General features: G+C 34.1%; 18 protein-coding genes and 1 pseudogene. 13 read left to right on the forward strand and 6 right to left on the reverse strand.

Annotated features, from left to right (window positions below; all coding sequences use genetic code 11):
- Nucleotides 1-185: 185 nt before the first annotated feature.
- The 4 genes and pseudogenes from DXC23_RS05000 to DXC23_RS05015 all read right to left on the reverse strand — a co-directional run bounded on the left by DXC23_RS05000 (nt 186) and on the right by DXC23_RS05015 (nt 6,409).
- Nucleotides 186-1,430, reverse strand: coding sequence for an IS256 family transposase (locus DXC23_RS05000; protein ID WP_242997420.1), 1,245 nt, complete (start codon nt 1,428-1,430; stop codon nt 186-188).
- 369 nt (nt 1,431-1,799) lie between these two features.
- Nucleotides 1,800-3,208: pseudogene (locus tag DXC23_RS05005) on the reverse strand (IS3 family transposase).
- A 1,183-nt stretch (nt 3,209-4,391) separates the two neighbouring features.
- Nucleotides 4,392-5,048, reverse strand: coding sequence for a GHKL domain-containing protein (locus tag DXC23_RS12410; RefSeq protein WP_158552440.1), 657 nt, complete (start codon nt 5,046-5,048; stop codon nt 4,392-4,394).
- Between the two features lie 653 nt (nt 5,049-5,701).
- Nucleotides 5,702-6,409, reverse strand: a complete 708-nt coding sequence (locus tag DXC23_RS05015; protein WP_117705082.1) for a LytTR family DNA-binding domain-containing protein — start codon at nt 6,407-6,409, stop codon at nt 5,702-5,704.
- A 590-nt stretch (nt 6,410-6,999) separates the two neighbouring features.
- Here DXC23_RS05015 and DXC23_RS05025 point away from each other — a divergent pair.
- From DXC23_RS05025 to DXC23_RS05045, 4 genes are all read left to right on the forward strand, one after another.
- On the forward strand, nt 7,000-7,155 hold the full coding sequence (locus DXC23_RS05025; protein WP_117705084.1) for a cyclic lactone autoinducer peptide: 156 nt from the start codon (nt 7,000-7,002) through the stop codon (nt 7,153-7,155).
- A 480-nt stretch (nt 7,156-7,635) separates the two neighbouring features.
- A complete protein-coding gene (locus DXC23_RS05035; protein WP_147329125.1) occupies nt 7,636-9,399 on the forward strand; it encodes a hypothetical protein in 1,764 nt (587 codons plus the stop codon).
- Nucleotides 9,389-10,237, forward strand: a complete 849-nt coding sequence (locus tag DXC23_RS05040; RefSeq protein ID WP_242997422.1) for an ATP-binding cassette domain-containing protein — start codon at nt 9,389-9,391, stop codon at nt 10,235-10,237. The genes DXC23_RS05035 and DXC23_RS05040 overlap by 11 nt, the downstream gene beginning before the upstream one ends.
- Nucleotides 10,216-10,869 carry a hypothetical protein gene (locus DXC23_RS05045; protein WP_117705087.1) on the forward strand — a complete coding sequence of 218 codons (654 nt, stop codon included), beginning with the start codon at nt 10,216-10,218 and terminating at the stop codon, nt 10,867-10,869. The genes DXC23_RS05040 and DXC23_RS05045 overlap by 22 nt, the downstream gene beginning before the upstream one ends.
- A 68-nt stretch (nt 10,870-10,937) precedes the next feature.
- Here the strand turns inward: DXC23_RS05045 and DXC23_RS12760 are convergent, their stop codons facing one another.
- Nucleotides 10,938-11,069: a hypothetical protein gene (locus DXC23_RS12760; protein WP_278286544.1), complete on the reverse strand. Its 132-nt coding sequence runs from the start codon at nt 11,067-11,069 to the stop codon at nt 10,938-10,940.
- A gap of 143 nt (nt 11,070-11,212) precedes the next feature.
- Here DXC23_RS12760 and DXC23_RS05050 point away from each other — a divergent pair, with 143 nt between their 5' ends.
- The 4 genes from DXC23_RS05050 (at nt 11,213) to DXC23_RS05065 (ending at nt 14,266) form a co-directional block, all read left to right on the forward strand.
- On the forward strand, nt 11,213-11,614 hold the full coding sequence (locus DXC23_RS05050; RefSeq protein WP_117705088.1) for a hypothetical protein: 402 nt from the start codon (nt 11,213-11,215) through the stop codon (nt 11,612-11,614).
- A 3-nt stretch (nt 11,615-11,617) separates the two neighbouring features.
- Nucleotides 11,618-12,604 (forward strand): MobP3 family relaxase, encoded by a 987-nt coding sequence (gene mobP3 / locus DXC23_RS05055; protein ID WP_117705089.1) that lies wholly within the window; start codon nt 11,618-11,620, stop codon nt 12,602-12,604.
- A complete protein-coding gene (locus DXC23_RS05060; RefSeq protein ID WP_117705090.1) occupies nt 12,601-12,876 on the forward strand; it encodes a hypothetical protein in 276 nt (91 codons plus the stop codon). The genes mobP3 and DXC23_RS05060 overlap by 4 nt, the downstream gene beginning before the upstream one ends.
- 172 nt (nt 12,877-13,048) lie before the next feature.
- Nucleotides 13,049-14,266: a site-specific integrase gene (locus DXC23_RS05065; RefSeq protein ID WP_117705091.1), complete on the forward strand. Its 1,218-nt coding sequence runs from the start codon at nt 13,049-13,051 to the stop codon at nt 14,264-14,266.
- 409 nt (nt 14,267-14,675) lie between these two features.
- Here the strand turns inward: DXC23_RS05065 and DXC23_RS05070 are convergent, their stop codons facing one another.
- Nucleotides 14,676-15,290, reverse strand: coding sequence for a hypothetical protein (locus DXC23_RS05070; protein ID WP_117705092.1), 615 nt, complete (start codon nt 15,288-15,290; stop codon nt 14,676-14,678).
- A gap of 664 nt (nt 15,291-15,954) precedes the next feature.
- Between DXC23_RS05070 and DXC23_RS05080 the strand changes: the two genes are divergently transcribed.
- The 5 genes from DXC23_RS05080 (at nt 15,955) to DXC23_RS05100 (ending at nt 20,370) form a co-directional block, all read left to right on the forward strand.
- Nucleotides 15,955-17,157 carry a WYL domain-containing protein gene (locus DXC23_RS05080; protein ID WP_117705094.1) on the forward strand — a complete coding sequence of 401 codons (1,203 nt, stop codon included), beginning with the start codon at nt 15,955-15,957 and terminating at the stop codon, nt 17,155-17,157.
- Between the two features lie 20 nt (nt 17,158-17,177).
- Nucleotides 17,178-17,714, forward strand: a complete 537-nt coding sequence (locus DXC23_RS05085) for a DUF4760 domain-containing protein (protein WP_117705095.1) — start codon at nt 17,178-17,180, stop codon at nt 17,712-17,714.
- Nucleotides 17,715-17,718: 4 nt separating this feature from the next.
- Nucleotides 17,719-18,120, forward strand: coding sequence for a DUF3232 domain-containing protein (locus DXC23_RS05090; RefSeq protein ID WP_021882771.1), 402 nt, complete (start codon nt 17,719-17,721; stop codon nt 18,118-18,120).
- 128 nt (nt 18,121-18,248) lie between these two features.
- Nucleotides 18,249-19,436 carry a hypothetical protein gene (locus DXC23_RS05095; RefSeq protein ID WP_117705096.1) on the forward strand — a complete coding sequence of 396 codons (1,188 nt, stop codon included), beginning with the start codon at nt 18,249-18,251 and terminating at the stop codon, nt 19,434-19,436.
- 121 nt (nt 19,437-19,557) lie between these two features.
- On the forward strand, nt 19,558-20,370 hold the full coding sequence (locus DXC23_RS05100) for a hypothetical protein (protein WP_117705097.1): 813 nt from the start codon (nt 19,558-19,560) through the stop codon (nt 20,368-20,370).
- Nucleotides 20,371-20,979: the final 609 nt, after the last annotated feature.

Genomic DNA, 20,979 nt, shown 5'->3' on the forward strand with positions numbered 1-20,979 from the left:
AAAAGCGTAGCAGCTAAAAGCCACTACGCTTTCAAGTCTAACTTTTGGGGGTCACCACAGCAATACGGTTGCTGTTTTTTATGTTGAAAAGCTTTGTCAATAAAAGTGTGCAAGTTTTTTTAGAAAATAGATAATTGATGTTTTTGTACGCCTTTGGAGTGGAGCGGAGCGCAACGAAAAAGGCGTCAGATTAAGTGCTCGTATTTTTCAATACGGGCTTTAACTTTGTCGTTTGTCGCGAGTTGATTTCTGACCATAGCCCAGTTTTGGACCTTGCTTCCGTTCCATTTTTTGTAAAGCTCGGTAATTCTGAGATAGAGCAATTTGAGCAATGCATTTTCGTTTGGAAAAGCACCTTTTTTGGTGACCTTGCGAAAGCTCGAATTGATGCTTTCAACCGCATTTGTTGTGTACATAATTTTTCTAACAGCACTTCCGTAATCGAAAAGCTGCTCTATATGGTTGAAATTTCGCTTCCAAACATTAACTGCTCCCGGATATTGCGACCACTCCTGACAAAACTGTTCAAAGGCCTTTCGAGAGGCTGTAAGGCTAGGTGCTCCGTACACTTTCTTTATGCTTTGTGTGAATTTTTTGTAGTCCTTGCTTGGCACATATTTGATTGAACTTCGGATTAAATGCACAATACAACGCTGGACGACAACATCTTTAAATATCGCTTTTGCACCGTCTTCAAGACCGAAAACGCCGTCCATACAGATAAACAATACGTCCTCCACACCTCGTCCTTTTAGCTCGTCAAATATTTGCATCCAAGTGTGTTTGCTTTCGCTTTCATTAAGCCACAAGCCTAAAATGTCCTTTTGTCCGTCAATATCATAGCCTAAAATTGTATATAATGCATAATTCTTGCTCTCATACTCTTTTCTGATGGTGACATACATACAATCGACAAACAGAAATGTATACATCCTTTTTAGAGGTCTGTTTTGCCAATCGTTAAGTTCATCCAATACGCAGTCGGTAATTTGAGATACCATTTCGTGTGAGATTTCAAAGCCATAGATATACTCAATAGTATCAGCAATATCTCTCTGACTCATTCCTCTTGCATACATAGCTAATACCTTTTCTTCAATTTCAGATACATCCTTTTGACGCTTTGGTACAAGCTTCGGTTCAAAGCTTGAATCTCTGTCACGAGGCACTTTAATTTCAACCTCTCCTGCACTTGTCCTGACTTTCTTATTGGTGTAGCCGTTGCGACGGTTATCGGTTGATTTTGCACCGTGATCGTTACTTTCATATCCGAGGTGGCTATTCATTTCGCCCTGTAACATCGCCTCAAACATCGGTCCGAAAATGTCTTTCAATGCGTCTTGCATATCGGCTACACTTTTCGGACGATACTGTTCGATGATCTGCTTTGCGAGGTTCCCGCCCGGTGTGCTTTCCTTTTTCTTTGCCATTTCGTTCATTCCTTTTCTGTCATTTCTTTCATTGTAGCACACTTTCCCACAAATGCAAAAAGTGTGCAAGCTATTTTTTAACTTACACACTTTATTTTACAAGCTCGGATGCTCGTTAAAAAATCGTTCCAACAAGACTGTCATTATTTTATCATCTGAATATATTTCAAAGAGATAGCATGCAATATAATCACCCACAAATTCTAAATCCGACTTTTTAATATCCACAAGCACAACCGTCAGTTTGCTTGCAAAATTACAAATTTGCAGGCATTTACGATGGTCAAAGTAAAACAGCTTTGCTCCCCATGTGGTGACCCCCAAAAGTTAGACTTGAAAGCGTAGTGGCTTTTAGCTGCTACGCTTTTGTTATGCAACTAAGGCATTAATCCTGTACTCAACCGGACTTAACCAGCCGAGTTTCTGTTTGATTCTCTTGTTGTTGTAGTAATCAATGTATTTGATAATTGCTTGTTTAAGCTCTTCATAGCTGTAATAAACTTTTCCATAATATATTTCTTGCTTTAATATTCCAAAGAAATTTTCCATAACAGAGTTATCGTGACAATTTCCTTTTCTTGACATACTCTGAAATATTCTGTTTTCTTTCAGCTTTTGTGAATATGCTTTCATCTGATAAGCCCATCCTCTGTCAGAGTGAAAAGTCCTGCGATATAAACAGTCATTAGTGATAGTAATAGCTTCATCTAATGCACTCATAATGTTCTCGGCAGATGGCTTTTGAGATATGCCAAAACTCAGAATCTCTCCGTTAAACATATCCATAAATGGAGCAAGATAGAGCTTTTTGATTATCATTCTGCCCTTGCTGTCAACCTCATAATACTTAAATTCACTTGTATCTGTTGTGATTTTCTGATGCGGTACACTTGTGTTAAATCTACGGTTAATCCTGTTTGGAGCAATCTTTCCTACTTTACCTTTGTATGAACTGTATTTTCTGCTTTTATGAGTAAACGAGGTTACTTGCAGGTTCAATTTCTGAACAATTCTTTGAACTTTTTTCTTGTTTACAAAAATATTTCTGTTTCGCAATTCTCCACAAATTCTGCGATAACCATAGTCTTTATGCACTTTTCGTATATCAAGAATTTCTTTTTCTAATTTTTCATCCGGGTTCTCTCGCTCAAATCTATTTTGCCAATACATATATGTTGATTTTGGAAAACCTGTTACGGCAAGAATATCTTTTAGCCTGAATTCTCCTCGGAGACTGTGTATTATTCTTGCCTGTTTTTCGGAGGTTTTTCTTCCTCCAAACGCAATCTCCTCAGCTCTTTTAAATACGCATTTTCAATCCTTAATCTTAAATTCTCATCTTCAAGCTGTTTCAGATATTCTGATTCAGCTTTTTCTTTTCCTGTGTTAGGTATTATCTTTTTTGGTTTAGACACTTTGGGTTTCCGTCCTTTTCTCTTTGGTCGTAACGCATCAGCTCCAACTGCACGGTAATCGGTTACCCATTTTGCTATCATTGGTGGATTATTGATACCTAAACTCAATGCAAGTTCTCGATACGATACTTCCGTTGTTAAGTATAATTCTACCACATGCATCTTAAATTCAAAAGAGTAATTTTTCTTTTCTCTTGATCGCATTAATCCTTTGTTTCCAAATTCTTTGTATGCTGAGATCCAATCTCGTAATATTGTTTGACTCGGTATCCCATTTTCTTTACATAAACTTTTATATCCTCCTTTTCCATTTATGTAGTCCATTACTACCTTCTTCTTGAATTCATAACTGTATTTTGACATAAAAATACCGACCTCCAAAGTTAGATTTTTTAGGTCTAACTTTTGGGGGTCGGGTCATATTCATAGTGTGTATTTTTGTTTTAACACCATTAATACAAGATTGCAAGTGTATTTTTTAAATTTTAAAGAAAATACGGTACTGTTTGATTATAGTGATTACATTTATTTAAAAATATCTGCCTCGCCTATTGCGGCTTGTTCACAGTCAAAGTATCATCAACGCTCTCTTAAATGTTTTCCCGTCTGAAATATAGTCGCATTGCGTTGTATATAAATGCACTTCCTTATGCTCCTTATTTCAGACAGCACTTTGCTCCCTTTATCCGCCACCGGCGGCGGTCGCAAGACTACCACCGGACTGTTTTCTTAACGGTCGTACCCCAAGGTCACTTCCTCACTTTGCTCAGGCGCAGTCCTTCTGCGTTAATTCCCTAACTCTCATTACAAAAAATAAAAACCAATCTTTTTAGACTGGTTTCCTTGGCAGGGGCAGAAGGACTTGAACCCTCGGCACGCGGTTTTGGAGCGACTGTTGAAAACTCAAAATCGCATAGATAAGCCACTTTTTAAGCCAAAGTCGGAGCATCAAATTGTATTTTCGCAGTTTTGATGCTTTATTGATGCTATTGGAAAATTCCTGCCAAATTAACTTCCTCGTTGCTACATATAATAACATAATTAAAATTCATTGTAAAGCAATCTATAGCTCAAAATTTGCACCGCAATAAACAAAGAATAGAGATTTTTATTTTCCTCAATATACTCATGTGGTGAAGGATTGTAATCTCTGTGATGATATTTGTAGCAGCAGACTCTTAAATCGGCTTAGAATAAATAGCGGCAAGAAGTATTTTAAGTTGTGTTCATATTCAGAATGCTCGCAAAAATAACAGATAACAAAAGCATTGCAGATATTACCGCACAGTATTCAAATCTTTATCAATACAATCCCAATTAGAATACCATACACTCTTTCCTAAAAGCAACGGTTAACGCTTCTTAATATTAATACTTCTGTGTTTTCCTGCCAATTCATATACATCACCAAATATAATTCTGTGAATCTTGAATACACCATTAGGAGAGAAATCGGAAAATCCGCTATTGTAGAGCGAAGTCATTTCTAAAGTGTTTTCTTTGTCTTTAACAGGCGTTGAAACTCGTCTTATTAATGTTTTTGTAATCAATATTCATAGTTTAGTTGAGGAATTTCAAACACAACATTTGATGTGAAGGTCATATCATCCTCATTGAATTTCATATTTATTTCACCGTCATATTTTTTAACTACTCTTTTAATGCTTTTCAGTCCCGTTCCATGTATTGCGTCAGTTTTTTTTGATGATGCTATGCGGTTGTTCTTGACGGCTACAATATTCTTGACCGAGTTTGTAAGCTGTATTGACAGATATTTATTTTTGCGTACAAACACCGAAAAATCTATAAATCCGTTTTCTGTATTTTCTGCCGCTTCGACTGCGTTTTCAAGCAGATTGTCAAGCAGAGCAGTTATGTCGGGTTGGTTCATGAAACCAAAATCGGCCCTTCTGATGTCAATATTCATCTTCACCCCAAGCCTGTCGCACACAGATTTATACCTGTTGACTATAGAATTAACCATAGGATTGTTACAATAATCAACGGATTTGTTTACGCTGAAATCTTCGATAAAATCATCTATGTACTCGGTAACAGCATCGTCCCCTGATATACTTTTAATTGCATTTAAATGTCTTTTAATGTCGTGCATAACAATTTTTGAGTTTTCATTTTGCTCATTAAGTAAATCATAATACTCAGCCGTAGATTTTTCCTTTTGCCTTTCATATTCCAATTCCATATTGTGTCTTTGAGTTTTCAAAGTAAATTCATATACCCAAAAAACCGCTATATTTGAGAAAAGTAATAGCACTATACTTATTATTAATAAATACATGTATTTTTGTTCTAAATCAAAATTGTGTAGTGCATATGATACTGCATACAGTAGCAGAATGCTTGAGGCAGGTAAAACCAAAAGAGGTATAGAAAGAGAATAACTTTCTGATTTATGTTCTTTTATTGAGAATTTTGATACAAAGTAAATTATCAAAAAATATAACAGTTTACTGATAGGCGATTGAATAATGAGACTTAGAGAATTATCCAGGCAAGTGAATAAATCCGTACCGAATAATACTGTTGAAACAAACATAACAATACTTTCTGTGATTGCCATAAATATAAGTAATATGCTACAGTGGAAAATACAGGATTTAACACTTATGAAATAACAAAAATAAAGTAAAAAGAAGTTACACGCAAAAAATGCAATTAAATTAACCAATGTTAAATTCAATAATCGAGATAAATACAATAATACATACACAATAACAACTGAAAATAACAAAAATTTTTTGCTTGATTTTCTTTCAAATTTGTTTTCAAAATAAAACAGTGATATCAGAATTTCTGCAAGAAAAATAAACGCATAGCAAATTGTGTATACCATTTTCATACCCCTATGTACGCAAAATATGATTTTTTAAATTTTGAATAGTTCCTTTGAGATATAGGTAGAGTTTCACTTCTTAAATCTACATTAATATTAAGCTCAGTCTTATTAAAATCCGAGACATACCTCAGATTAACAAGATAACTATAGTGTGATTGTGCAAAATAACCATATGGTTTTAAGTGGCTTTTCCAATAATCAAACTTTTTATTTGAAATGAACTCTTGCGTTTTTGTAACTAGTTTAGTTTTGCGATTTTCTATAGTTAAATACAAGATGTCAATTGTAAATATATTGTGACATTCATCAAAATAGTCTAAGACAATTTTTTCTGTGCTTTGTTTATACAGATTTAAAGCAATCTCCATGCTCCTAAAAAATCTATTTTCGTCAATGGGTTTAGATAAAAATCTAAAAACCTTTAAATCCATTGCATCATCAAGATATCCTTGAAAAGATGTAACTATAAAGACAATAATATTCGGATTTAGTGTCTGAAGATGTTTTGTAACAGAAAGTCCATTAACACCGGGCATTTCTATATCAATAAACGCAAAATCAGTTTTAATTTGTTTATCCAATATAGAATCCCCATTTGAAAAGCAGGTAATATCAAAATTATAGGTTGACTGTTTTGATAATTTAAGGAGAAAATTTTTGATTTGCTGAACGATTTTCAAATCATCATCACATATCAGTACATTCATAGAGCTATACCTCCTTAATTAGGATTATAACTCAAAAAAAAGAATTTGTCATCTGTTTTATTCCTGTTCAGTTAAAACTCTATATATTATTTTTGATATTAGATTCAATGATTTAATTTGTTAACAATATTTTGAGGAATGTTATTAATTTTTAAAGTACCTAATAAGAGGTAGTCAGGTGTGATATTTAATGCATTGCAGATTTTAGCAAATGTTTCAATACCTAGTACAGAGTAACCGTTTTCAATATTTGATATGTGATAATTTGAAAAACATGTTTTTTTGGCTAAAGCATTTTTCTCCATTTTTATTTCTTTTCTATGTTGTGCTATACAAATTCCTATTTTTGTAGTCTACATACATTAATATCAACCAATAAAATGTTATCAATCATCGGCAATATTGTTAATAAATTTAAAAAAGATAATATTCTTATATGATTATAATATTTAAAAGTTTTTATATAGTTGTAAGATGAAGGGCTATAATAGATTAAAAGTGCATTTTTTGTCGAATTTATTACCATTTTTGTAAAATTCAACATTTACAAATATTTTTTTGATAAATTTATAATAAGGAGGTTGATTACAATGAAAAACGAAAAACTATTATCAACTAAAATTAAAGACGGAGTCAAAAAAGGATTGTTTGCTACATTGAAAGTTAACGCAAATTCTTCAGGGTGTTATATAATCTATCAGCCTAAAACGCCAAAGGGTTTTGAAAAGTTTAAAAACATCAAATGATCAAATTGATTTCAAGCAAAGTCGCCCGCATCTTATGCAAAGATGAAAAGCATACAGATAATTATGAGTTATATGAATATGCCATATACATAATTTTGTCCTCTACATTTCATATGGCGACAGTCATAGTTTTAGGATTGGTTTTCAATCTATTGACTGAAAGTTTAGTGTTTTACTTGTCTTTTATAGTTATTCGTAAGTTTGCAGGCGGCTACCATGCTAAAACGCCAACAAGATGTTATATTATTTCTATTATAACATGGGTACAGGCGCAACATGTTTTTGCTGAACCGGGATATAATGCATCATCAGGTGTATACACCGTCATAAATAATTCCAAAGCATCATGGAGAGGTAAAATGAATTCATGGTGGTGGGGTGGTAAGAATTGTTCAGCCACAGGTAAAATTACAGCAATCTAATTTAGTATTTATTATTTCCTTGTAAGACCCGTACTTACAAGGAATAGGGTGAGTAAAAATGATAAAACAAAATTTAAAATTGTTTTTTAAAACTAAAATAATATTTATTCCGGTTATCATACTGTTAGTATGTTTTTTGGGGAATCTTGTATATAGTTGTTATAGCTTTTCACTCAATAATGATGTATTAATATATTTAAAGAATTCTATAAAATTATGCTTACTATCATTTGTAATATTATGTTTTACATCATATGAATTCTTTTACCTATATAAGCGTTGTTATATAGATGAAGCATTGTATTCACACAAAAATGGTAAGACCAGGATTTTAACAAGTACTGTAACAGTTTTGTTGTTTATTCCGGCTTTAGAGTTCTTTAGCGCATTTGTATTTAATTTTGTTATATTTTTGTCATCCGGAATGAATGACTACAGTTATTTGTATCATATATTTTCAGTTTTATTTTTATATGTTTTTCTGGGTGGAATAATCCCGATTTTACTTGGCGTTTTTTTTGCTCAAAAGACGAAAAGGATTGTTTCATATGCTCTTATGGCGCTTATAATTTTCCTTGTGTCAAGTACATCTGACTTTATTCCGGGGGGTTTAAGCCAGGTTACCAAAATTAATTTTTGGGAAGCAAAATATTTTCTTGCATATATTCTGCCAAATGATTTAGAGTGGTACATAAACCATGATTACGGTATGTATGCTGAAATTTATAGATGGAATTTAATTATTTTCTGGATTTCTCTACTGTCATTTTTGTTTTTCAAACTTTGTCAAATAAAGAAAACCGCATTAAAAGCTGTTTTACTGTCATTAACACTATTAATTTCAACATTTAATCTGGTTGGCTACTTTTATGGTGGAAGCCATATTGAAAAGGGAGCTCAGCTTGACAGTATTTCAATGTCAGATTATTTGTTTTATACTGAAAATGAGCAAAAGAACCAAGATCCGGATTTTGAAGTTACATCATACGATATGGATTTAAGCATTTACAGACAATTAGATGCCGAAGTATCAATGACTTTATCTGATACAGGTTTAGAGTATTACAATTTTACATTGTACCATGGATACAATGTTTTAAAGATAACTGATATTGAAGGAAATGCTTTAAAATATAATCGTGAAGGAGATTATGTTACTGTAATAGGGAACGGAAACCTGCAACTTATAAACATAAAGTACAGCGGTTATTCACCTATATTATACAGTAATTATCAGGCGTGTTCTCTGCCCGGCTTTTTTGCATATTACCCTATTCCCGGATTTTACAAAATTACGGGTGATTATACCACATATAATCCGATTGAGATAAAATCCGAAACAGAATTTAATATTCGAGTTGATTCAGCAAGGCAGTTTTATTCAAATCTTGATGAGGTAAAGAATGAGAAAAATTGTTTTGTCGGGGTTACAAGCTATCCTACGCTTTTTAGTGGATTTTATAAATCAAATTCGTCTGATATTTATAAGATTTATGCAATTACTGTAAAGGGGTGGGGATTGAGCGAAATAGATGAAGAATATACAGACGAAATTCAGAAATACATTAATGAGTTGGATAACAATAGCAGCAATAAATTAAATCTCAAAGAATATACTATTATTCAGACAAATGAAATGCTTTCTTCTAATTGTATTTATGATGGAATATTTTTAGGAGATGATACAGTTTTTATTAATAAAGCAACTGATGAGGAAACAAAGAAGCAAGTTGCTGAAATACTTCTTGCTCAAAGAGATATGGGCTATTCTAAATATGTAGAAAAAGCCGTGGTTGACTCCGAAAGTATAAATGATAATTAACAAGGAAGAAGGTGTAATTGTGCTGATTTTGAAGAACTGCACTAAGTCTTTTAAGAAAACAAAAGCTTTAAATGATTTTTCCTGCGAATTTAAGCACGGTATTTATGGCTTGCTTGGGCCAAACGGTTCCGGCAAAACTACTATGATGAGATGTATATGCGGTTTGCTTTCTCCCGAAAAGGGAAGCATTGAGTGCGATTGTGAAAATATAGGATATTTGCCTCAGCAGTTTGGTGCTATGAAGTCATTGACTGTATATGAAACTATGAGATATTTTGCCACATTAAAGAAAATACCTAAGTCAAATCAAGACAATGAAATCAGATATTGCATTGATTTGGTCAACCTAAGTGATAAAATTAAAAACAAAGTGGGTTCGCTGTCAGGAGGTATGGTTCGACGATTGGGAATAGCCCAAGCTATAATGGGAAATCCTGAAATTGTTTTGTTTGATGAACCGACTGCAGGTCTTGATCCTGAGGAGAGAGTAAGATTTAAATCTCTTTTAAGGAAAATAAAAAATGATAAAACTATTATTATTTCTACTCACATTGTTTCGGACGTAAAATCAATATGTGATGAGATTGTTATAATTAATGAGGGAAGAAATGTTGTTCAGGGAACTTGCAGCGATATTACTTCTATCGGAAATGAAAAAGTTTTTCTTTTAGACGAAGAATATGAAAATAATTTAGAGGGAAATTATTATGTTAAAGACAGAATCAGTAAGGATAATAAAAATTATATAATCGTTCTCTCAAGTAATTTTATTGAGCAGGGAGTGAGTATTAACGCTGATATAGAGGATGGATATTTATGTGCCTTAAAAGATATATAAACCGCCTTTCATTAATACAATTAACACTTAAAGGAATGGGAATTCTCTATATTGTACCTGTTGTTTTTTTATTTCTTGTACTTCCTTTTTTAACATATTTGGATTTTGCTAAAGGATATTCACCCGAACAATGTTATTTTTCAACATACATAATGTTACAAATTTTTTGCCCATTTTTTGCTGTATGGTGGACTTTATTTGGTTTCAGAGAGTATGTAGAGGGCAGGATCAGAGAACTATTGCTTGTTTATAAAAAAAGTCTTATAGTTGAACTTTTTCTTGTGTTTGCTTTTTATTTCCTGCATATATGTGTATTGCTTGGTTTATATTGTATAATACTAAATTTTAATTATTTCAATTATATTTTTATATTTTTTGTTCAGGCATTTGCTTTTTTTAGTATTAGTTTTTCAATATCTATAATTTTAAAAAATATAGCAATTCCTTTTATTATCAGTGTGTGTTACGAAATATTTTGCATGACTGCCAATATTGACTTTCTTAAGTTTATTAATATGCTTTCATCTGATATTCCAAGCAGCACCATGGACATAATATGTCCATATATTTTTATATTGATAAGTAGTATATTTGTTTTTGTGTTATCAAATTCTTGTTTCAAACGTTTGTAATATTTTTATAATTATATAATACCTGATTATACATATCCAAAATTTGCATAGCAGAAAACAAAGATAAGCTACTTGCGTATATCAGCATAATACTGTTCAAACTTAATCTCTCCTGCAACCGCCTTATCCCTCAAACTTGACGCAAACCGTGACCATTTCTCAAATTCGGAAATGGTCATTTTCTTATGCTTACCCAACAATCAAACAACCTCCTTTTAGAAAAAAACTATGAAAAGCAGGTTAAAGTGGGGCGTCTCCCCACGGAGTCACATCAGACGGCAGAGCCGACTGTTATGCGGTTTTGCAGTATGTCAAAAATCAGAATTTGAGGGGTCTATCAGAAATGAGCGAAAATAAAAAGAAATATGCCTATTGGATGAAGCCTTCAATGGTTGAAGAAATAACAGAAATGCTTGATGATGCAAATGCAACTTCAAAGAGCGATTTTGTCTGTCAGGCTGTTCAGTTTTACATTGGTTATCTACATCAGCAAAAATGTATTGATTATCTCTCACCAATACTCGCACAAACCATTAAAAGTGAAATTGAAAGCGTGGAAAAGAATGTTTCTGAAATGCTGTTCAAGATGGCTGTTGAACAGGCAAAGCTAAGTAATGTTATATCAGCAACAAATCAGATTGATAAAGTTTCATTATCATCGCTGAATAATCTCTGTGCAGAAGAAGTCGCAAGGAACAACGGTATCATAACATTTGAAAATGCGTACAAATTTCAACGAGGTTAATCTATGCCGAAGATTATTTTTACAAGCCGATATATAAAAAATCCTGCATCATCAAATGCAGGTAAGCTGATAAAATATATGGGCACTCGTGAGGGTGTTGAAAAACTGCCAAACGGTATCGATAACTCTCCTGCTACCAAGAAACAAAATGACTTAATCTGCACTGCACTAAAAACTGTTCCGGAAGCTTGGGATTATCCCGAGATGAAGTCTTATCTTGAAAATAAGACAAAGTCTAACGCAACAGAATTCCTCAACGAATTTCTTGAACGCAACGCAGACAGGATAGGCGGTGTTAAAAAGTTAGTTTCATATTATGCCGAAAGACCGGGTGTTGAGAAGTTAGGGAAACATGGATTGTTTTCTCAAACTGATGACAAGATAAATCTTGATGAGGTAGCTGAAGAAGTTTCAAATCACAATGGAATTGTGTGGACTCATGTCATTAGTCTTAAAAGAGAAGATGCTGAAAGACTTGGCTACAACAATGCAAATGCGTGGAAAAGTCTTGTGAGAAGAAATGTTTTAGAAATTGCCAAGGCTCATAAAATAGAGCCAAGCGATTTGCAATGGTACGGAGCATTTCATAACACAACACAGCATCCTCACATACATCTGCTTGTTTATTCTAAATCAGGACAAGGCTATCTTACTAACAATGGCATTGAGAGTATGCGTAGTTCATTCGGCAATGATATTTTCAGAAATGAGCAATACAAACTGTTTGAAATGCTGACAGAAATCCGTGACGAACTTAAAAATGAGGCAAAGAATGTAATTGATGATTTAATTTCAAATATTGATTCAGATGTTTATGTTTCCGATAAAATGGTTGAACTGTTCAGAAAACTTGATGAACAGCTCAGAAATTACAACGGCAGATTGATGTATGGCTATCTTCCTAAATCAATCAAAGGAACCGTCAACAATATTGTGGCGGAACTTGCAAAGGATAAAAATTTGTCAAAAGTATCAAGAACTATATTTTGAAGTCGGTCAATTTATTATCTAAAGCAACCCCGTCATACGAAATTGATAAATCAAGTGTTGAGCAATCTGTTTCAGGAATAGTCCTCACACTCGCAAAATTGATTGCAAACAGTTGCAAGCGTAAACAAGCTAAATTATTCGGTCAGGTTGACAGCAAACTGAAATCCAAGCTTAAAGAGAAAAAGGTTGCTCACGGACTTAAAACCGACAGAACGGTTAATCAGAATGAAATCGAAAATGATGAAGAGCAGGTATTTACAGTGTCAATGTAAACCTCCTGTTGAGCCACGTGTCGCCCGTGTTGCGATTTTATTGCAATCAGCAGGAAAGTAATCGAAATTCTAAATTAAAACCGACACAGGCGATATTTAAAAAATTCAGATTTGGTCTGGATATTCAGATGAATTTATGGTATGTTGTTGTACTTGAAAAGGAGCTGATATTATGTCAACAAAGAAATTACTTACTAACGGCAACGCTTTCAAAAGGACGGATAGTCGTTGGGGCGGTGTTGTTTGGTATATGGATGAGCAAGGCGAACGAAAAAGGAAGAGCTTTTCCGGTACAACAAAAGCCGAAGTCAACAAGAAAATGACTGAATATATTGTGGTGTTCAACGACTCAATAATTGAGTCGCAAGAAACAAAGAAAAGACTTCGGGACAGTATGCAGAACTGGCTTGAGGTATTTAAGTTCCCATCTGTTGAACGGACTACTTATGACAGATACGAATGTACAGCGAAAAATCAAATCTATCCGTATATCGGCGATAAAGTGGTCGGAGATGTCAAGTCGGCAGATATTAAAAAGTTACTCAACGATAAGATGAACGAAGGCTATGCTTACACTACGGTTAAGAAAGTGCATAATGTGCTGAATGAATATTTCCGCTATCTCACCCAGCAAGAGTACATTGACAGAAATCCTATGATAAGTGCGCCCATGATTAAGAAGAGCAACTTTCTGGCGGCTCAGGACAAAGAAAATCTTCCGACGAGCGAAACCATAACGGTATTCACGCCGGAAGAGATTAAAATATTCAAAGATGAAGCGTTCAGCACATTCTCAAACGGCAAGAGAAAATATCAGCAAGCCGCCGCATATATACTTATGCTGAATACGGGCTTGCGGACAGGTGAGGTGCTCGGTCTTCTCAACAGCGACATTGACTTTGAAAATCGTGTTATGCACCTTAACAGAGGTGTAAAGGAAATATCAAAGCGTGACAGAGTAACGGCAGAAAAAGGACGAGAAATCAAGGTTGGCAAGCTGAAAAGTGCCACCAGCAAACGAGATGTTCCGCTGAACGATACGGCGATTGAAATGATACTTGACCTGAGAAAAGAATTCTACTTTGGAGAGGACTCACCGCTGATACCCGATGAAAACGGCAACTTCACCCGACCGGTAAATTTCCGCAAACGCTATTACAGAATCCTCAAAGCCGCAGGTATAGAAACCAAAGGTTTGCACTCGCTCCGCCACACCTTCGCCACCAACCTTGTAAACGGAATAAAGCAACCTGTCGGCTCAATCAAATCCTTAACCCCAAGACAGGTGGCAGATTTGCTTGGGCACACAACTTCTGAAATTACGGAACTGTATTATGTAAAAAGAGATTTGACCAAGCTGAATGGGATTACGGATGGATTTAATCTGTAAAAAGGAACTTTTTTACAGATCGTATGAACCTCTTAAATGCAAAAACATGGTATTTTAAGGATTGTACTGTTGCCTTTATGCCCGAGATACATTCCAGAATTGAAAACTAACAGAAAGTTGAATGAACTTCAAAGGAAAAATCTCTGTGAAGTTACTAAGTCTTTCAGATAATTAGAATTTGTATTTGCCCTTTCTTGCAAACTTTGAGTATATAAAAGTGCTACACAAAACTAAAAATAATTACATCTCGGTTTGTGTTTTTCCTGGTAAAAATGCAGGCTCAATTTTCATATGCACTGAGATGTAGTGAAAGTTTTGTGTAGCAGCAAATGAGCCGTGCTTTTTTCGTGCGTAGCTCTTTATGGCTGCGCATTTTTTATGTAATTATTATAGTTTTATGTACGGCGTTTTAAGGTTTTGATTCTCTTTCATTTTCCCTGATTATGTTTATAAAAATCACTCTGACCGCATAAGCAAGTTCTTCAACAAAAAAATCTTCCTCTTCAAAACGGAGATTCAATTCATCATTTCTTAGAGTGTTTTTTGCGTGGTAAATTTCTGACGTTGAATACTCGTTTTCAGTCGGGGCATTGTCCTGACGAATTTTTAAATAATTTTTACAGCGTTTTCCGTCCTCGCTGAATGCAAATGTGTAGTAATGCAGATTTTCGTTTGCTTCAAAGAAAAAGTCCTGCAAGCCGTCAGCACCTGAAAACTTTCTTGTGTATGAGTGAATTCCCTGTACTGTTTTGTAAATTTCTCTGTATTGATATTCTGAAAGAAATAAGTTGCAGTTAATGGCTCTGTAAATATTATTAAATTCGCTTGTGTAATAGTCCCAGCCTGTTTTTTTGCCGACATCAGTACCGGGGATGTTGTTGAAATTATCGCTTTCTCTGAGCGCATAAATTATCTGAAGCAGTGGGTTCAGTATATCATTGATAATCATTTCGTTGCATTTGTTCTGCTCAATTTTTTGGAATTCTTTTGATTTATCAAATACTGTAATTGTTCTTCTTTCCATAACAATTCTCCTTTTCAAAAAATATTCTCAGATGAATCTGTTACCCGAACATAGTCTCCTATCCTGATTAAAGCTCCTTTAAAGCTGCTTATAATAATATCCCCAAATTCTGAATAATCGGGATTGTCAAAGTTGCACACATATGCAAGAACATATTGACCGCAGCAGAGTGTTTCGAATTCCCACTCTTCCTTGTTATCGCTGACAAACAATAACGCTATAGTGTTGCCGGTTTCAATGACGTGATAAACAAGACGATCATATTCTTCTTCAAATCTGTCAACGACTTCAGCATACCTTTTATCGTAGTTAATGGTGTCAATAGTCCCCAGCAGACCTTTACAGGTTATGTATGAGTAATAAGGCTTATCCTCCTTAAAATATTTTAATATATATTCGGTCGCAGATTAAATGTTTTTGTTAATTCCTCCAATCTTTTAACAGTTTCTTCTTTCTTCGCTTCTTTTGAAATTTTGCTCATTTAAATTCCGCCTTCCTTAATTATTCATTTGTTCAGCTGACATTGACTATTATATCAATCAGTCAGGCGGAGTTTTCCGCTTAAACTTAAATTTAAAATATTTTTTATTTAAAATTTTTGCAGAAAGTTGGAAAAAACCGAGCAAATGTGTGATATAATGAATTTGAAACGGAGGCAAGTAAAATGAAAGAACAAAAAGAGAGATTTTCAAAGCTTGAAAGAGCGTTCAAGATACTTGAATATTTAAAGCTGAATTCTGACAGCGAACACACTGTAACACAGGCGGCTTTAAGAAGAGAATCTGAAATCGAGCCGTATCTGGGTGACAAGGAAACCTATAACGACACGATTGTAAAAATGGCGATGGCTTTGAATTTTGATGAATACGGAGTAAAGTCTGAAAATGAATGGAAACTTATTTTTAAAGATTTCGTCAAAAAATTCGGGGCTGAATCGCTTGATGAAAGCGATTCAGCAGATGAATATGACGATAATCAGACAATGAGAATCCGAGGGTTGTATTATAATCATACTTTCACATATGAGGAAATTAACAGTATGATTGAAAGTATTTTGTTTTCAAAAACAATAGATACGGAATCTGCAAACAAGATTATTAAAAAAATAGAAAATAACCTGACAACCAAATTCTATAAAAAAGGTGCAAAGAATATTTGCAGAATAAAAGAGCCTGTGCTTGTCGACAGAGAAATCCTGCGTGAAAATCTGCTGAAGATTCAGCATGCAATAGATGACGGTGTGCAAATAAGCTTTACTTTTAACGGCTATGACAAGTACAAAAAGCTTGTGCCGAATCACAATAAGAAAGATACGGTCAGTCCTTATTATATTGTTGCAAGCGGCGGAAGATACTATCTACTAGCTTGTAAAGAGCTTGTGTTTAGCGAGAAAACAATCACAAATATGTCGATATGGCGTATTGATTTAATGTCGGAAATTGAAATCCCCGGGAGAGATGAAAAACATAATATCAATGGTATTCCGTCAGTCAGCAAGTGGAAGGTTGATAATCTTCCTCAGTCGTGGAGCGAAGATTTTCAGTTATCTCATTTGAATATGTCTTTTGATAATCCTGTAAAGATTAAATTGAGAATAAAAAGTCCAAAAGAAAAAGATAATCCGTCAAAGCCTTTGCGTGCTGATTACACTTTTATGTACGATTGGTTTGGTGATACATTTAAATACATAAGAACAGAAGAATCAGAACCATATGACGATATAGTTGAAGTTAAGTGCAGTCCGTACGCTATGGCAAATTGGGCGTTGCAGTACAGCGACAGAGTAGAGATAATTGAACCTGAATCGGTCAGAAATATGGTAATAGAAAAGGTTATGAGTCTTAATAAAAAATATATAGAAAAGTAAATTTACAAAGGAGTGTAGAAATGGAACTTATAATATCAATTATAGCAGTTATAATTTCCTTTGTAACCTTTCTTTATACTGTGTTAGTTGAATACAGGGGCGAACAAAGGGAAAAGAAACAGTCAACATTAGAGGCGTTGAATTTGTTACAGGAACAGGTTTTTGACAAATTAAATGAATATACCTTTGCAGAAATAAAGGATATTTCGGACAAATGGAATGAGTCGGCAGAAGAGAAAAGAAAATTTGTCACTGCGAAAAAAGGAACAGCAACTGAATTCTGGAACACTCATCATGAGTATGATAATACTATTAATGAATACAGGGTTCTGTCGGGGTACTTGGCAAGAATAGAGCATTTTTCATTGGGGGTAAATACCGGAATATATGATGTTAAAGTTACGGAAAGAGCGGCGACATCGTATTTAACAATGTTGTATAAAAAGCTTGAACCACTGATACTGACGAAAAACAATAGCAATAATTCTTCATATGAAAATAAATATCATAAAGAGTTTTGCAAATTGGTAACTGCCTTAACAAAATTGGAGGCATAAAAATATGTCAATAAAGGAGCTTATGATGATTAACGAGGAAACAATATTAAGCCTTTTGAAAATTTACAAGGATGATGAAAAAATACTGAACACTATTCAAAGGTGTCTTATCTCCTTTGAGGAATATCACAGTCAGATTTATAAACTTGAAATATGTATGAAAATCTTTTCAAACGGCAATGTTGATAAAGATAATTATAAAATTAAAATTGAAGAGCTTGATAAATCAAGAACTACATACCATAACGCTTTATTGGGTAATGTTAATGTGCTTAACAGACTGGCAGAGAAAAACACTTTACCACCTTTTTATGACGGAAAAGTGTCGCAGGATAGACCGTATCGCAGAGAGGTTGCAAACGGTGTTTTGCAATATGTTGAGAAAATAGTTAAAAACAGATGTTAATAAATTCAAGAATATATTATTTAAGCGGAAAAAGCCGAGCAAATATTTGATAGAATGAAGTTATTGATTGATTAAGCAGTCAGATTTAATGTATTTAGACTTTAAAAATAAATTGAGGAGAAATTAAAATGGGATATGACAGAATTGAAACATTCGTTAAAAACGAAGAAAAACCATATGAATACTGCTTGGATTTTGAATACGGTAATTCAGCCTATGAAGCACTTAATCCGATAGAAAGGTATCTTGCCTATAAATCAACAGGCGTAAAGATTGATAAAGATAAACAAAACCTTAGTAATGCCGAAAAGTTTTGTCTGAATAGCCTGAACACATACGGTGATATTCCCGATTGTGATGGCTCTGACGGAAGAAATGCGCTTACCCTTGATGTTTATAAAAAACTCTGGAATTGGGAAAAGGGATATTATTCCTCAGGTGTAATTTCAACTCCGAATTTTCAGGGCGAGTTTGGCGGAGATACGATGAATTCAATGCAGACAACTTTTAATGCATTAATGGGTTATGCTCTGAGCAAATCTGAAAACAGTAATTTAAGGCAGTATCAAAAGAATAATTACAGCTTTATGGACTGCTTACAGATATATTGTAATTATCCAAAAGAACTTCTTTTTGAACTTCAAAAAGAGCCTTACTTTATTCGATTTGCTGATTTATATCATACGATAGGAAATATGGTGCTTGTTCCTCGTCGCTTTAACAGTGGTAGATACGGAAAAACTTTTGATTTTTGGGATTCTTCTTTAGTATGGCTCAAAAATGACGGCTTTGCATACGGTAATCAGCTTTTGTTTGATAAGCGTAATTTCACTAAATATATAAATTACTTCTATTTATGGGATTATGTGGAAAGTGTAAATGGAGAATATAAGGTCAAGCCTTTGTTTGATTCTCACAGTAATATTGAGAACGGTAATGTCAATAATTCCTTGCCTTGGACAAATATCAGTAATGAACAGGATTTAAAGCAGTTTTTAAAAAATGCCTGTGAAAACATAAGTAAGCGTGGTTCCTTTATGTCAATTCTTATGAGGCTTAGAAGCGCTGATAATCCAAAGCTAAAAGAAATATCCGATGAATATTTCAATATTATTCAAGGTGACTTCCTTCATAATGTGCATATGGATGGCTATAATGATGCAGTGACAATACTTTTGAGATTGTTGGAAAACTTTGATGATAAAAACGACAAAGATTATAAGCTTTTGTATGATGGGATTATGTCATTATATAAATTAAACGTGAATTCTGACAGAGAAAGTATAAGCAAATCAGCTGTACATAATTTCAATTAAAAAGAAAAAACAAGAAGAGAGCGAAAATTAATCGTATAACGACACTTCGTCAGTTATGGGATGAAATAGGAATAGAACATTGGACATATGCTGTAGAAGGAATTAACGAGGAGAAATAAAAATGCGTGCTGTTTACAAAATATTTTTATCTGTATTAATTATTGCTGTTGCACTTTTTAGTTGTTCTTGCGGCGGTGAAAGTTCTGAATTGCAGGAAACAACTGCAACGCAGGTAATACTGTCAACAAAAGCAACAGAAGCTCAAACGACAGAGCCAATGACAGTTCAGGAAACGACTAAGAAAACTGAGCATGCAACTGAGAGTGCGACAGAGAAGGATGTTAGTAATGCTGAAAAGGGAGAAAAAACTGTAGCTCTTAACAATGAATATACCACTCGTTATCAGGAAGTGAATCAGGTTACATATCCTACATTTGTATTTAATTATCCCGATAATTGGAGCGTTACAAAAGAAGAATGCGATCAGCAGGAGGAGCTTGTTACTCTCGAAAACGATGGAGGTGCAAGCGTGACATTTTTACATTACTCAGGTGAATTACAGGGTGGCGGCAGCGGAGTTTATATGAATAAAGAAGAAATCAGTAAAGTTGCTTCTTCACAATTTGTTCCGGGTTTTGTACAGGCAACAGACCATAGTTCACTTGGTGAATTTATGGTAGCAAGGATAAAAACAATAGGAAAACTAAATATGCAAACCGACAGAGAGTACAAAGAGGTTGATGGAAATGTTGCATATGCTGTACTTCCCGTTAGTGAAGAGGGCATAAGAGAGGGCGTAAGAAGAGCAATAAGCGGTGAATATACCTTCTGGTATTCAAGTACAATTTCATTTACTGCTTCTACCCCAGAAGAATTTACACCGCAGGAAGAAAAGGAGGTTATCGCAATACTCAGCAGTTTCAGAATAGCATAATTTTATAATAACATGATACGAGGGTTACATGTTATTTGCAGTTACTATTCGTATGAAGATGCCCCTTGCCCAATACACTCTCTGGCATTATCGGTGACAGAAGTTTAAGTCTGCGATTAGCCTCCAATAATAACCATTCTGATGATTTTAAAAAGCAGCCCAGAAGTGATATAGCCAAAATAGTGCGTAGCTATGAAAAAAGCAAAAACAATGTGAACATTGCAGTGCTAAAGGAGAACTTAGAAAGGATTTACCGTGGGCAAAAACCTTATGTGATGACTGCTATGAAAAGTCTGATAAAAAGTACTCACCTAACAGATAACCTTTACAAAAGACAAGATGATTGAGAACAGGTGGAAGTTATGTTAATTCACGAAGAAAACCGCTGTAATATTAATTAGATACAAATTGGCAAAACTACCTTTTGTTCTATTTATGAGTGTAAAAAGGCCATTCTAAAAGTTGAATTGCAGGATTATTCATGAATGTGAAATATATAGTATATTCAGTGGGACACATTTATAAATCAAAATATGCTACGCTGTAAACAAAGAAAAGGCTTTGGAAAATTAATTTTTTCTCAAAGCCTAAATTTATTGGTCATTCGAT

Origin of the sequence: Eubacterium sp. OM08-24, from assembly GCF_003438075.1 — a bacterium.
Taxonomy (GTDB): domain Bacteria; phylum Bacillota; class Clostridia; order Oscillospirales; family Acutalibacteraceae; genus Ruminococcoides.